Genomic DNA, 15,408 nt, shown 5'->3' with positions numbered 1-15,408 from the left:
TAAGGAGGATGGCTATGGATGGAATTCTTCCATTATGGAAACAAAAAGGGATGACTTCGCATGATTGCGTATTCAAGCTTAGGAAAATCTTGGGCATGAAAAAAGTGGGACATACAGGAACGCTTGATCCGAACGTGGAAGGAGTACTGCCAATCTGCCTCGGACAAGCGACAAAGGTTGCGGAATATGTGACCGATGCAGGCAAGGAATATATTGCAACCGTGTCGATTGGCTCCTCAACTGAAACGGAGGATGCAGACGGCGCAATCGTGATGTCCGATGACACGTATAAAAAAATCAGCCGCGAAGAAATCTTACATGCGTTGAAACAGCTCACCGGTAAGATTGTCCAAATCCCACCGATGTATTCGGCAGTGAAAGTGAATGGCAAAAGACTCTATGAATACGCAAGAAAAGGAATTGAAGTGGAAAGGCCCGAACGAATTGTACATATATATGAAATCGAATTGCTCGATGATAGGGAGTTGTTCGAAGGGGAAGAAATACGATTCATGATTCGGATTGCATGTGGAAAAGGCACGTATATCCGAACGTTATCCGTGCAAATCGGTGAACAACTTGGATTTCCTGCGCATATGGCGACATTGGTCCGTACGGCTTCCGGAAACTTCCGTCAACATGATTGTCTGACGCTTGCGGAAGTGGAGGAGCAGAAAGGAAACCAAACCCTTCATCAATTTATCCGACCGCTGGAAGACGCGCTTGCCGACTTTGCATTCGTTGAAACCGACGAGGATTTGTATGGTAAAATAATGAACGGACAAGTGCTACAACGACATCCTTTACTAGTAGAAAGGGAGAAAATCGTTTTTGCAAGATCGGGAAACGCGATTGCAATCTATTGCAATCATCCGACAAAAGAAGGATTGATGAAACCTGAAAAGATGTTTCCATTCAATCAGTAGGGGAGAATCATATGGAAATTTACCATTTGCAATATCCATCTCATACAGCTATCGATGACAATGGCCCTTTTTCATTAGCGATCGGTTTTTTCGACGGGCTTCATAAAGGACATCAGACAGTTATCAACGAGGCGAAGGCCAAAGCGAAAGAATTGGGAATCCGCTCCGCTGTCATGACGTTTAATCCGCATCCATCGCATCTGTTTGGTAATGGTGCGGATAAAGTCGGATACATAACTAAATATCCGGAAAAATCCCGCCTATTGGAACAGATGGGGATCGATGTCCTATTTATCGTTACTTTCGACTGGAACCTCGCCTCCCTTTCGCCTGAACAATTCATTGAGATTTTCATTAAGCAATTGGGAGTCAAGCATGTGACCGCTGGATTCGACTTCACATTCGGCTCAAAAGGGGCAGGAACAATGGAACAAATGGCGGCCCTGTCAGAAGGTGAATATGGAACGACGATCATCGAAAAAGTAACAGATTCCGAGGATAAGATTTCATCAACCCGGATACGGAAGCTTTTATCTGAAGGAGACGTAGAGAAAACCGCTTCGTTGCTAGGCAGGCCATTCAGGTCGGTTGGCACTGTCATAGACGGCGAGAAGAGAGGCAGGCAGCTCGGCTTCCCGACCGCAAACGTATCAGTTGATGAAGAGGCGATCCTACCTGCAAACGGTGTTTACGCAGTCATGTTTTCCATCGCTGGTCAATCGTATAAAGGAGTGTGCAATGTCGGAGTAAAGCCGACTTTCCACGATCCGCATATTCGAAAGCCGAGTGTGGAAGTCCATGTGCTCGATTTCACTTCCGACCTGTACGGAAAAGAAGTGGCTGTCGACTGGATTGCTCGAATTCGTGCTGAACAAAAATTCAATTCTGTTGACGAATTGATTGATCAAATCAGTAAGGACAAGGAGACGGCACGGCAATTGTTAAATAAGTGAATTAATAATATTTTATAGGCAATTCCAGCTACTTGGAGTGCAAGGCGGCGACTCCTGTGGGAACAGCATGAGCTGAAGCCATGCCCACGGAAAGCGTCCGCCTGGAACGGAAAGTAGCAGCGCTAATTGGGACTTCATTGTTGCATCCGTAATCAGCGCATGTTATGATAAATCAGTGCAGTAGCACTAACCTTTCCTTGGCAGATCGAATCACCAACGTTTGCTCGGGATTTGGGGATATTTAATGATTAGGAGGTGAAAAGGATGGCTATTACACAAGAGCGTAAACATGAATTGATCAACGAATTCAAAACTCATGAAAACGATACTGGATCTGCTGAAGTACAGATCGCTATCCTTACTGAAGAGATCAACAACTTGAACAACCATTTACGTACGCACAAGAAGGATCACCATTCACGTCGTGGTCTTTATAAAATGGTCGGTACACGCCGTAGATTGCTTAAATATCTACGCGAAACTAAAGTTCAAAGCTACCGTGATCTTATTGCCAAACTCGGCCTTCGCCGTTAATAAGATGTATACGAAAAAGCGGGCCTTGCCCGCTTTTTTTTATTGAATGATTATATTTCGCATATGTCCTTCTTTTTTGATACACTACTACTTAATACATACTTCGTATGATGTCCATGTTTGAAATTAGAGAGGGGTACCATAATGACAGAACAGAAAAAGGTTTATACATTTGATTGGGCTGGGAGACCGTTAACGATTGAAACGGGCCAGCTAGCGAAACAAGCGAACGGTGCTGTGCTCGTACGATACGGAGACACGACTGTACTATCTACAGCGACCGCTTCGAAAAAACCGAAAGCGCTTGATTTCTTCCCATTGACCGTCAATTATGAAGAAAGACTTTATGCCGTTGGGAAAATCCCAGGCGGATTCATCAAGCGTGAAGGTCGTCCGTCAGAGAAGGCCGTTTTGACGAGCCGTCTCATTGACCGTCCGATTCGTCCTTTGTTCGCGGACGGATTCCGTAATGACGTGCAAGTCATTTCGCTTGTCATGTCCGTAGATCAGAACTGCTCTTCCGAAATGGCTGCCATGCTCGGTTCGTCACTTGCATTGTCCATTTCTGATATTCCGTTTGAGGGCCCAATCGCAGGAGTCCAAGTCGGACGCATCGATGGGGAGTTCATCGTCAACCCGACACCTGAACAATTGGAAGTGAGCGAGCTGGACCTCGTTGTTGCGGGGACAAAGGATGCCATCAATATGGTCGAAGCAGGGGCGAAAGAAGTTGCGGAGGATATCATTCTCGAAGCAATCATGTTCGGTCATGAGCAGATCATCCAGTTGATTGAATTCCAAGAGAAAATTATTGCTGAAGTCGGCAAGGAAAAAATGGAGATTACATTATTCGAGCTAGACGAAGAATTGTTAGCTGAAGTGAAGGATAAATGTGAATCCGATTTAATCAGCGCAATTCAGACTGAAGAGAAGCACGCGCGCGAAGAAGCGATCACTGCCGTTAAAGATGAAGTGATGGAACAATACACAGCTGAAGAAGCGGATGAGGAAACACTCAAGCAAGTGAAGAGCATTTTGGATCACCTTGTGAAAGAGGAAGTCCGTCGTCTTATCACAGATGAGAAGGTCCGTCCTGATGGCCGTGGATTGGATGAAATCCGTCCGTTAGCATCGGAAGTAGGCATTTTACAACGAACTCATGGTTCCGGCTTGTTCACACGTGGACAAACTCAAGCACTTAGCGTATGTACACTTGGAGCCCTTGGTGAAGTACAGATCATTGACGGCCTTGGACTTGAAGAGTCGAAGCGGTTCATGCATCACTATAACTTCCCGAACTTCAGCGTTGGTGAAACGGGTCCTATCCGTGGACCTGGTCGTCGTGAAATTGGTCACGGTGCCCTTGGAGAGCGTGCGCTTGAAGCAATCATTCCAGATGAGAAAGAGTTTCCATACACGATCCGTCTCGTAGCGGAAGTATTGGAGTCAAATGGTTCATCCTCTCAGGCATCGATTTGTGCGTCTACTATGGCGATGATGGATGCAGGAATTCCGATTAAGGCTCCGGTAGCAGGAATTGCTATGGGGCTTGTGAAAAAAGGGGAAAATTATTCCGTTCTCTCCGATATCCAAGGGATGGAAGACCATCTTGGCGATATGGACTTTAAAGTTGCGGGGACAGAAAAAGGAATCACAGCTCTACAAATGGATATTAAAATTGAAGGATTATCCCGTCAAATTTTAGAAGAATCTTTAGCGCAAGCGAAAATTGGACGAATGCACATCCTTGACCATATGATGGCGACGATTTCCGCGCCTCGTGAAGAACTTTCACAATTTGCTCCGAAGATCATCATGATCCGTATCAATCCTGACAAGATCCGTGATGTCATCGGACCTGGCGGAAAAGTGATCAACAAGATCATCGAAGAAACGAATGTGAAAATCGATACGGAACAAGATGGAACGATCTACATCTCTTCCCCTAATTCGGATATGAATGAAAAAGCGAAATCGATGATTGAAAACATCGTCCGCGAAGCGAAAGCCGGAGAATATTATTTAGGTAAAGTGAAACGGATTGAGAAATTCGGTGCATTCCTAGAAATTTTCCCTGGCAAAGACGGTCTTCTTCATATTTCCGAAATTCAGGAAGAGCGTACGAAAGCTGTTGAAGACGTATTGAAAATGGGCGATGAACTTCTCGTTAAAGTCATCGAAATCGACAATCAAGGTCGTGTGAACCTTTCCCGCAAAGCCGTTTTAAAAGAAGAGAAAGAAGCGGCGGAAAAAGGGAAAAACGAATAATCAGCTTGCATACTATAATGGAAAGCCCCTCTTTACGATGGTGTGAAGATGGTGGCTTTTTCTTCTTTCAAAAAGTGGAGGGAAATGAAATTGATACAAAAGCAAATTAGCCAAAACGGTGTCAGAATCATTCATGAAAAGATGCCGTATGTCCGGTCTTTGGCAATCGGCCTATTTGTAAAGGCGGGTTCCATCGATGAGACGGAAACAGAATGGGGGCTTTCCCATTTCATTGAACATATGCTCTTCAAAGGGACATCAACGAGAAGCGCAAAAATGATCGCAGAGCAATTCGACCGGATGGGCGGGGATATTAACGCGTACACTTCCAAAGAGATGACTTGTTATTATGCGACCGTACTTGATCACCATGCAGAAGAGGCGCTGATGATAATGGCTGACATGTTCTTTAATTCCCGTTTTGACGCAATGGATATTCAAAAAGAGAAATCTGTCATTTACGATGAAATCGCTTCAGTGGAAGACACGCCTGACGATGATGTCGATGAACGTCTGTGGTCTGTCATGTATCCAGAACATTCGATTGGAAGATCTATCGGAGGAATTAAAGAAACGATCAGTTCGTTTGATAAGGAAATGATCGAGAATTATATGTCGAGGCATTATACTGCTGAAAATATCGTCATTTCGATTGCAGGAAATTACGATGATAAATTGATTGGTTACATTGAAAATCTGTTCAACTCGTTTGTTGGAAACGAATCGAAGGATACGGATGAAGGGACGCATCCTATTTTCCATAGCGGCCGGTCAACAAAATATAAAGATATCGAACAGGCACATATTTGCATCGGTTATCCAGGCCTTTCACTTACCGATGAAAGGCTCCACGACCTGATTCTGTTGGATAGCATCGTAGGCGGCACGATGTCTTCGCGAATGTTTCAGAAGATCCGGGAGGAGAAGGGTCTTGCGTATTCCGTTTTCTCGTACTATTCATCGTATATGTCTACTGGCTCATTCGTCGTATACGGAGGAACGGGACCAGAACATTTGGAAGAGATGGTGTCAACGATGAATCAGATCATCGATGAAGTCGTTGCAGACGGAGTGACAGAGAAGGAATTGCACAATGCAAAGGAGCAATTGAAAGGCAGCTTCCTGCTCGGTCTTGAAAGTTCGGAGTCCCGGATGCACCGGAACGGAAAGAATGAACTTATCCTTTCTGAACATAAGACGATTGATGAAGTCGTTAAATTGATTGAAAATGTGCAATTGGAAAATGTAAATACGATTGCACGTGAGACATTTGCCAAAGAACGCGCAATTTCCATTATCGCACCGAAAAAAACTGTGAAAAAGATCCGCTTGTAGAAATGTGCAGCTTTGCCTTCCCTGAATCATATGATAATGCAGGACAATTAAAAGGGGGCAACGACTTGCTGCTATCCGAAATGGCGCAAAAAGAGCTTATCCAAGTGGAAGAAGGAATCAGGTATGGATTTCTAGCAGATACAGATCTGATTTTCAATCGAAAAACAGGAGCAATCATAGGTTTCGAAGTAAAAAAGAAATTTGGTCGATTTCCATTCCGTGGCAGGGAACAAGAGACAACAGAATTCATACCGTGGAGTGAAATCGTTTTGATTGGCGAACATCGTATTCTATTTGGAAAAACGCATAGTCTGGGGGAATTTGATATTGACGACAATTGACGGAAACTGGCTGTTCATCGGAACAGACCGCAGAATATCCGAATGCAGCCGCATTATGAAGGAACAAGGTTTCAATGTGCTTCATTATGAAGGAAACAATTATTCCGACCAGTTAGCCGTCATTCTTGATGAACTATCTCCCACTCATATCGTTTTTCCGATTCTGCAAATGGAAGGCACCATTCCAGTCGATAAAATTAATAAAAAAACGATTCTCTATCCCGGAATGGCCACTAATGATTGGCTGGCGGCTTTTCATGAAGCGGGTATCACAATCAGACCCTATTTGAAGGAAGTGGAATTCGTCTGGGAAAATGCATTGTTAACAGCGGAAGGGTTTCTGCTTGAATACTATCAAACGTCAAAACGACGTATTTCAGGTGAACATTTCCATATTGCCGGGTTTGGCAAAGTCGGTAAAATGACAGCTGCTGTCCTCTCGTCACTTGGAGCCTCTGTAACGATTTTGGCGCGTTCCCCTGATCAGCTAGGTGAAGCGGCCGCAAGCGGCTATGAAACAATGCAATTGCCGACAGGTACGGTTGACGTAAAAGGAATTCTCGTAAATACAATACCTTCGAAATGGCTGGATGTCGGAGCGGACTCCACATTGCGCATTTATGATTTGGCATCTGCGCCGGGTTGCCTAAGGGACAATGCCCCTGATGAATACTATACAATACACCTCGGATTGCCGGGAAAACATTTTCCGGCAGACGCTGCTAAGGCTTTGTCCGAAGCGTTGCTGAGGATGAATAGTAGATGAAAGGGGAAAAAGATGCTACAAGGGAAAAGAATTGGCCTTGGTATTACGGCATCCCATTGTACGTACGACCAAATATTGCCCGTCATTAGCGATTTACAGGATAATGGGGCGACTGTAGTTCCTGTCATTACACATTCGGTATTGACTGCCGCGACACGATTCGGTACAGGCGAAGAATGGATTGCTAAAATAGAAGAAGCGACAGGTGAAAAAGTTATCTCGACAATCGTTGGAGCTGAGCCGTTCGGTCCAAGTTCACCAGTCGACTGCATGATCATTGCTCCGATGACCGGAAATTCCATTAGCAAATTTGCAAATGCCGCTACGGATTCGCCTGTATTGATGGCGGCAAAGGCCACTTTGCGAAATGGAAGTCCGGTTCTGCTCGGCATATCAACAAATGACGCATTAGGTCTAAATGGTCCTAACATCATGAAATTATTGAACACGAAAAATGTGTATTTCATCCCGTTCGGTCAAGACGATCCTTTTAAGAAACCGAACTCATTGATATCCGATTTTACATTGATGGTCCCTGCTGCGGCAGCAGCCCTCGAACACCGACAACTCCAGCCACTACTAATTATTCATAAATAAAACTAAAGATACAAAGCAGAATATTTCTAGATATGTTATAATTTCTCCAATGAACTCTTACAGGATATAGGATACGGTTTTATTCGTGCATAAACTTGAATTTTATTCCGTTGCATTAATAACCGGAAAGATGTATATTTATCCGATAGTCCTTATAAATGAAAGGGAGATTGAGATGAAGAATACTAATTTGAATGTGGCAATTGTTGGAGCGACTGGAGCAGTAGGAACAAAAATTCTTGAAAAGCTAATGGAACGGAATTTCCCTGCAAAGTCCATAAAGTTACTTGCTTCCAAAAGATCCGCTGGACTTGAAATTACAGTCGGCGGTCAAACATATGTTGTCGAAGAAACGGTTCCTGAATCTTTTGAGGGCGTCGATATCGCATTTTTCAGTGCGGGAGGCTCCATTTCCCAAAAGTTTGCCCATGAAGCGGTGAAACGCGGTGCGGTCGTTATCGATAATACGAGCGCATTCAGAATGGATGAAAACATTCCACTCGTCGTTCCAGAAGTAAATCCACAAACATTGAAGGACCATTCTGGAATCATCGCGAACCCGAACTGTTCAACGATTCAAATGGTTGCAGCGCTTCAACCGATCAAAGAGAAATTTGGCATCAACCGGATCATCGTCTCGACATATCAAGCAGTTTCGGGGGCGGGTGCGGAAGCAATCGACGAACTTGAGCAGCAAAGCACGCAGTTCGAGGACCGCGCGAATATCAAAGCGGAATTACTTCCAAGTGCTTCTGCAGAACGTCATTATCCGATCGCGTTCAACGCTATTCCTCAAATCGATGTTTTCGATGAATCGGGGTACACTTTAGAGGAACTGAAAATGATGAATGAAACGAAAAAAATATTCGGCGATCAGCAGATGGCAGTCACTGCGACATGTGTCCGTCTTCCTGTTGTGACAGGCCATTCTGAATCTGTCTATATCGAAACGGACGATGAAAATGCTACTGTAGCCGATATCCGTTCCGCAATGGAAGGAGCGCCGGGTGTCGTCGTTCAAGATAACCCGTCGGCACAATTGTATCCGATGCCGCTGTTCGCTGAAGGGAAAGATGAAATTTTTGTAGGTCGCATCCGTAAAGATCCGAAACACCCGGCCGGCTTCCATATGTGGATCGTCTCGGATAACTTGCTGAAAGGTGCGGCGCTGAATTCGGTTCAAATCGCAGAGGAATTAATTAAATAATTTTTTGAAGCTATTGTTCCATGACGAAGCAATCGCTTCAACCTAAATGCCATGAAAAGGAATGGTCAGAATGGAACTTGGACAAATAGGCACAGCGATGGTCACTCCTTTTTCAAAGTCTGGAGACATCGATTTTGACTTGACTGAGCAACTGATCGAGCACTTGATCGCAACGGGGACAGATTCATTGATCGTCTGTGGAACTACAGGGGAATCGCCCACCTTAAATCATCAAGAGAAATCGAATATATTCAAATACGCAATAGAAATCGTCAAAAAAAGAATTCCCGTCATCGCCGGAACTGGCACTTTCAATACGGCGGAAACAATCAAATTGACAAAGCAGGCAGATCAACTAGGTGCTGACGGAATCATGCTTGTGACCCCTTATTACAATAAGCCCGACCAAAAAGGAATTGTTACACATTTTACTCATATAGCAAGGGAAACGGATCTTCCAATACTTCTATACAACATCCCTGGCAGGGCAGCGGTCAATATGGAAGCGGACACCGTCATCGAACTATCGAAAATAAAAAACATCCGCGCTGTCAAGGAAGCTAGCGGGAGCCTTGACCAAATGTCCGAAATCATTTCGGGAACGGACAATGGATTCAAAGTGTATAGCGGAGATGATGCATTGACCTTGCCTTTATTATCAATCGGTGGTGATGGCGTCATTTCCGTAGCCTCCCATATCGTCGGAGCTGAAATGCAGCAAATGATCAATGCATTCAAAGCAGGAAATACGGCAATGGCTGCATTGATGCACAGAACATTGCTTCCGTTATTCCACGCAGTATTTTCCGCTCCAAATCCCGTCCCGGTCAAGTATGCCCTTAACAAGATGGGAATCGAAACGGGAGGCGTCCGGATGCCATTAACCGCTTTCGGAACAGACGCCGCCGCCTTCGATGCAGTATGGGATAAATTCAAAAGCAACGAGCGTGTTTTTGAATAATTAACTCTACACACAAAGGTGTAATCCCCGTGAGGTTGGGGGATTATACCTTTTTTTATTGGTAAATATCAAGTGTGAGGCAATCTAGTTGATTGGAGTGGAGGCGCTCGACTCCTGCGGGAATAGCATGAGCCTTGAGACCCCGCAGGGCGCACGCCTTTCGCGATCGAGGAGGCTCAAGCCATGCCCGCGGAAAGCGAGCGCCGGAACGGAAATCAGCTGACCGGCTTTTTTTGTTTGTGTAGTAAGGGCATTCTCACGTATAATGAAACTTAGTCGTTGTGGACGGGTATACAACAAACAAGCAACTACATAATTAAATGAAAATGGACAGTTGGAATTCTAAAAAGTAACTATAGAAGGTTCACCAAAATTTATACATAGACGGTTCATGATCCAACACCAGTCTTTTTCAAACAATGTATAGGAGGAAACAATGTGGCAAAAACAAAAAATGAAGTTATAAAAGTAATTCCGTTAGGAGGGGTCGGGGAAATCGGAAAAGCGATGTACGTCATCGAAATCGACGACGAGCTCTTCATCGTCGACGCGGGACTCATGTTCCCCGAAGGCGAAATGCTCGGTATTGACATCGTTATACCAGACCTGACATACATCGAGGAAAACAAAGATCGGGTAAAAGGGATCTTCCTGACGCATGGACACGAAGATGCAATCGGATCGATCGCCTATCTTCTACAAAAAGTGCAAGCACCTGTATACGGATCCAAGCTGACGCTCGCCCTCGCCAAAGAGCATCTGAAAGAGATGCCGGCACCTGCAGGCGTGAAGTTCTTTGAAGTGACGAATAAAAGCCGGATGAATTTCAAACAGACCTATGTGACATTCTTCCATACGACACATAGCATTCCGGATTCCCTCGGCATCGTCTTCCATACTAGTGAAGGTGCAATTGTTCATACGGGAGAATTCAAATTTGATCAATCCGCAAAAGGGAAATATCGACCGGACTTTGCAAAAATGGCTGCTTTGGGAGAAGAAGGCGTCTTCATCCTTATGTCCGATTCGAATGAAGCTGAACGTCCAGGCTATACAACTTCCGAATCTGTTATAGAAGAACATTTGTCAAACACATTCCATAGCGCAGAAGGTCGTATCCTTGTAGCGTTGTATGCTTCCAACTTCATCCGGATTCAACAGGTCTTCGACAAAGCACTTGAAACAGGCAAAAAAGTTGCAGTAGTCGGAAAGAGCCTGGAAAGCTATTTTGAAGTCGGCAAGCGATTAGGGTATTTGCAAATTGACGAAGAAACGGTCATCTCCGTAAAAGATATCGGCAAGTATTCCGATGATCAAATCGTAATCATCGTTACGGGCAATCAAGGCGAGCCGCTCGATGCGCTTGAAAAAATCGTCCGTAAATTCCATAAGGATATTAAAATAAAAGAGACAGACACAGTCCTTATTACATTCACGCCATCCCCAAGCATGGAAGTGTCGATGTATCAAATGGCGAATGAATTATCGAAAGCCGGCGCAAACGTCCTCACCGCTTCGAAGAATGTCCACGTATCGGGACATGGCAGCCAGGAAGACTTGAAACTGATGCTGAACTTAATGCGGCCAAAGTATTTCATTCCTATCCAAGGGGAATACAAAATGCTGATTGCCCATTCGAAACTGGCACAGCAGGTCGGATTGCAAAAATCCCAGATCTTCATTGCGGACAAAGGAGATATCGTAGAATATAAAAATAATAAGATGCGGATGAGCGGCCGTGTACAAGCCGGGAATATCCTGATTGACGGAATCGGTGTCGGCGATGTTGGCAATATCGTCCTGCGTGATAGGAAACTATTGTCGCAAGACGGCATTTTCACTGTCGTTATTACGTTAAGCCGCAGACAGAAAAGAATTGCTGCAGGTCCGGAAATCGTCTCCCGTGGATTCGTTTATGTGAGGGAGTCAGAGGAGCTGCTTGATGAGTCGAGGAAACTCGTACGGAAAATCGTGGAAAAGTATGTGAATAAAGATACGTTCGAATGGACAAACATAAAGCAAGAGATCCGTGATACGTTGAGCTCTTATTTATTCCAACAAACGAAGAGAAGGCCGATGATCATTCCGATTATTATGGAATACTGATCATCTGGCAGATCGACATAATTGCACGAGGTACAAAAAAAGGATTTCCATGCCGACCTGACGGCGGGAAATCCTTTTTTAACAAGGAGGAGTAACATTGTCTAAAAAAGCGAAGAAAAGGAAGAAGGCTGCCGCGTCCAAAAAGAAGAATGACGGCATACATCCGCTCATTTACGAAGTGGCCGGGTTGACGATGATCGGCTTCGCTATCATCATCATTTTTGAGTTCGGCATCGTCGGAAGAGGCTTGTCCTCGTTTGCGAGACTATTATTCGGGAATTGGCATGGGGCTGTCCCGCTTCTATTGATTGTACAGGCGCTCCTTTTCATGGTGAAACGACAAACGGTCGGTTGGAAAAACCGGATTGTCGGCGGCAGCTTATTCATATTGGCAAGTCTGCTATTATTTAGCCATATTTATTTATTCAAGGAATTGTACGAGAGCAAAGTGCTCATGTCCAATTCGGCATTTAAAGAGACGTGGAAAGTCCTCGTCACGAACGAAGGCATTGCATCGAGAAGCGGTACCCTCGGCGGAGGATTGGCAGGAGCGCTGCTTTTCGCCCTATTCCATTCTTTGTTCGATTCCGCCGGAGCAACAGTGGCGGGTGTGCTCCTCTTATTGATTGGAATCATACTGCTCACTGGAAAGGCACTCGTCCCGTATATTGCAGAACTTTGTCCGAAGCTTCTCGCTTCTTTAAAAACGAAAACAGAAAGAAAAGGTACGAAAACTCCCAAAAAGAGGAATCAACCTGCACAATCGAGGACGACTCGTTCCAAACGGTCGCAACCAATAGACGAGCCGGACATTGGGCCAGTTGCAACGATTGAGGAACAGGAAGAGATCATATCTAAACCGATCATATCTGCGTTCAATGAAAGGATTGAACCCACCCCGACGAACGATGAGCATGCCGCTGTCATCGAGAAGGAAGTGGAGGCTCCGCCGGCTATCGATTCTGAAGCTAGTGAGATTCCGACATACTCGGGCGTATCCGGCGAGGAGGAAAATGTTTCATACATTTTGCCACCGCCATCATTACTTAAGCAAACGCCAGCGAATGATCAATCTGCAGAATATGACTCCATTCATGCAAATGCCCAGAAGCTAGAACGGACATTTTTAAGCTTCGGTGTCAAAGCGAAAGTGACCCAAGTCCATTTAGGACCTGCCGTCACAAAATATGAAGTGTTGCCTGATACAGGTGTGAAAGTGAGCAGGATCGTCAGCTTGGCAGACGATATCGCGCTTGCCCTTGCTGCGAGCGATATAAGAATCGAAGCGCCGATCCCTGGTAAGTCGGCAGTCGGAATAGAAGTGCCGAACAAATCGGTTGCCATTGTAAGTTTGCGGGAAGTGATCGATTCGAAGGAAAATAATCGACCCGACTCGAAGTTAAGTATCGTTCTTGGACGAGACGTGACAGGACAGGCAATGATGGCAGAATTGAATAAAATGCCGCACGTCCTCGTTGCAGGGTCGACGGGAAGCGGGAAAAGTGTGTGCATTAATGGAATCATCATAAGCATTTTAATGCGTGCCAAGCCACATGAAGTGAAAATGATGATGATCGATCCGAAAATGGTTGAACTGAATGTCTACAACGGCGTCCCGCATTTATTGGCGCCTGTCGTGACCGATCCGCGCAAAGCATCCCAAGCTTTGAAAAAGGTTGTATCTGAAATGGAACGTAGATACGAGCTGTTTTCCCATACAGGCACCCGGAATATTGAAGGATATAACGAACATATCGAACAGTGGAATGAAGAAAACGATGAAAAGCATCCGCGTATGCCATATATCGTCGTAATCGTCGACGAGCTTGCCGATTTGATGATGGTCGCTTCAAGTGATGTAGAGGATTCCATCACTCGACTTGCCCAAATGGCGCGAGCGGCGGGGATACATTTAATCATCGCCACGCAGCGTCCGAGTGTGGATGTCATTACAGGTATCATTAAAGCGAATATCCCATCACGAATTGCGTTTGCAGTCTCATCCGCAGTAGATTCGAGGACAATATTGGATGGAGGGGGCGCCGAGAAATTGCTCGGACGCGGCGACATGCTATTTCTGCCTGCGGGGGCTTCCAAGCCGGTCAGAGTCCAAGGGGCTTTCGTTTCCGATCAGGAAGTTGAGGCAGTCGTTAATTTCGTCATTGAGCAGCAAAAGGCGCAATACCAGGAAGAGATGATTCCGACTGAGGTAGAAGAAATCCAACCGTATGAAGAAACCGATGAGTTGTATGATGAGGCGGTCCAGCTCGTCGTAGAGATGCAGACAGCGTCCGTATCCATGTTGCAGAGGCGTTTTCGTATTGGCTATTCGAGAGCGGCGAGGATTGTTGATCAAATGGAATTGCGTGGAGTCGTAGGTCCTCCGGAGGGCAGCAAGCCGAGACAAGTACTGACTTCGACAGCAGATCAGGATTATCACTCATGAAAACATGACAAAAGAAGTACATTTTAGACCAGTTTATTCATAGATTCATTCTTTTTTGAAAAACAGATGTTTATTTTGTAGTATGAAAATGATATAGTATGGATGATTAGGAAATGAGGTAACACATCTGAGGTCTAACCTCATCAGGAGGCGGGATTTAAATGGTGGTTAAAACGGATCAAAGGCATTTATACGTGCAAGTGATCGAGCGGTTGAAGGAAGATATCGAGGCTGGAGTCTTTAAGGAAAACGAAAGATTCCCATCCGAGTTTGAGCTTGCCAGATCACTTGGCGTCAGCAGGGCAACGCTTCGGGAAGCATTACGGGTCCTTGAAGAGGAAAAAGTCATTGTCCGCAAACACGGTGTCGGCACTTTCGTAAATCCGCGGCCATTATTTTCTTCTGGCATTGAACAGCTATCAAGCGTCTCCTCCATGATATGTGATGCAGGAATGGTTCCGGGCACAATTTTCATGGAAGTGCAGGAGAGTCTCCCAACTGATGAATTGATGGGGAAGTTTGATTGCGAAGCAGATGATAGTCTCGTAACTATTAAAAGAGTCAGGACAGCAGATGGGGAGCCGGTCGTTTATTGTGTCGATCAGGTGCTTTCCAGAAATCTCGATGCCGGCTCCGATGTCTTGTTGAACGAATCGATTTTTGAATCGATTGAGAAATCAGGTAAGATCCGGATTGTACAGGCAGTGGCGAACATTGAACCTGTCGGGTATGACGATGAAGCGTCATCCATACTTAGATGTGGAGTTGACATTCCCCTTCTCGTATTGATCCAACATCATTATAGTGAGGAAGGCGAAATGGTCCTTTACTCCAAAAACTATTTCAGGGCTGATAAATTCAGCTTCCACGTAGTCCGAAAGAGGGTATAAGGCACATTCTCTTGAAGCAGTCGGCAAGCAATAGTAAATGACAGGCAGCTAGTGTCAGCAACAACCGCCTGTCATTTT

At 45.1% G+C, this 15,408-nt stretch carries 13 protein-coding genes; all 13 read left to right on the top strand.

Annotation, left to right across the window (positions count from 1 at the left end):
- Positions 1-14 precede the first annotated feature (14 nt).
- The 13 genes from truB to NIT04_RS10460 all read left to right on the top strand — a co-directional run bounded on the left by truB (position 15) and on the right by NIT04_RS10460 (position 15,330).
- Complete coding sequence (gene truB / locus NIT04_RS10520; RefSeq protein WP_252503566.1) at positions 15-926, top strand: tRNA pseudouridine(55) synthase TruB; 912 nt, start codon at positions 15-17, stop codon at positions 924-926.
- Between the two features lie 11 nt (positions 927-937).
- Positions 938-1,879 carry a bifunctional riboflavin kinase/FAD synthetase gene (locus NIT04_RS10515; RefSeq protein ID WP_252503565.1) on the top strand — a complete coding sequence of 314 codons (942 nt, stop codon included), beginning with the start codon at positions 938-940 and terminating at the stop codon, positions 1,877-1,879.
- Between the two features lie 264 nt (positions 1,880-2,143).
- On the top strand, positions 2,144-2,413 hold the full coding sequence (gene rpsO, locus NIT04_RS10510) for a 30S ribosomal protein S15 (protein WP_060208062.1): 270 nt from the start codon (positions 2,144-2,146) through the stop codon (positions 2,411-2,413).
- 144 nt (positions 2,414-2,557) lie between these two features.
- Positions 2,558-4,681, top strand: a complete 2,124-nt coding sequence (gene pnp, locus NIT04_RS10505) for a polyribonucleotide nucleotidyltransferase (RefSeq protein ID WP_252503564.1) — start codon at positions 2,558-2,560, stop codon at positions 4,679-4,681.
- Positions 4,682-4,765: 84 nt separating this feature from the next.
- On the top strand, positions 4,766-6,016 hold the full coding sequence (locus tag NIT04_RS10500; RefSeq protein ID WP_252503563.1) for a pitrilysin family protein: 1,251 nt from the start codon (positions 4,766-4,768) through the stop codon (positions 6,014-6,016).
- A gap of 65 nt (positions 6,017-6,081) precedes the next feature.
- Complete coding sequence (locus tag NIT04_RS10495; protein WP_252503562.1) at positions 6,082-6,357, top strand: YlmC/YmxH family sporulation protein; 276 nt, start codon at positions 6,082-6,084, stop codon at positions 6,355-6,357.
- Positions 6,344-7,123, top strand: coding sequence for a hypothetical protein (locus NIT04_RS10490; RefSeq protein WP_252503561.1), 780 nt, complete (start codon positions 6,344-6,346; stop codon positions 7,121-7,123). The genes NIT04_RS10495 and NIT04_RS10490 overlap by 14 nt, the downstream gene beginning before the upstream one ends.
- A 12-nt stretch (positions 7,124-7,135) precedes the next feature.
- Positions 7,136-7,720 (top strand): dipicolinate synthase subunit B, encoded by a 585-nt coding sequence (locus NIT04_RS10485; protein ID WP_252503560.1) that lies wholly within the window; start codon positions 7,136-7,138, stop codon positions 7,718-7,720.
- Between the two features lie 175 nt (positions 7,721-7,895).
- Positions 7,896-8,927 (top strand): aspartate-semialdehyde dehydrogenase, encoded by a 1,032-nt coding sequence (locus NIT04_RS10480; protein WP_252503559.1) that lies wholly within the window; start codon positions 7,896-7,898, stop codon positions 8,925-8,927.
- 70 nt (positions 8,928-8,997) lie between these two features.
- On the top strand, positions 8,998-9,888 hold the full coding sequence (gene dapA / locus NIT04_RS10475) for a 4-hydroxy-tetrahydrodipicolinate synthase (RefSeq protein WP_252503558.1): 891 nt from the start codon (positions 8,998-9,000) through the stop codon (positions 9,886-9,888).
- 438 nt (positions 9,889-10,326) lie between these two features.
- The gene (locus NIT04_RS10470) at positions 10,327-11,994 is read left to right on the top strand and encodes a ribonuclease J (RefSeq protein WP_252503557.1); all 1,668 of its coding nucleotides are present in this window, start codon (positions 10,327-10,329) and stop codon (positions 11,992-11,994) included.
- Between the two features lie 97 nt (positions 11,995-12,091).
- Positions 12,092-14,440: a DNA translocase FtsK gene (locus tag NIT04_RS10465; protein WP_252503556.1), complete on the top strand. Its 2,349-nt coding sequence runs from the start codon at positions 12,092-12,094 to the stop codon at positions 14,438-14,440.
- Positions 14,441-14,601: 161 nt separating this feature from the next.
- Entirely contained in the window at positions 14,602-15,330 is a 729-nt protein-coding gene (locus tag NIT04_RS10460) for a GntR family transcriptional regulator (RefSeq protein ID WP_252503555.1), read from the top strand.
- Positions 15,331-15,408: the final 78 nt, after the last annotated feature.

The sequence above is a fragment of the Sporosarcina sp. Marseille-Q4943 genome (assembly GCF_943736995.1).
In the GTDB taxonomy this organism is placed as follows: domain Bacteria; phylum Bacillota; class Bacilli; order Bacillales_A; family Planococcaceae; genus Sporosarcina.
This window is presented reverse-complemented; position numbering and strand designations above follow the sequence as displayed.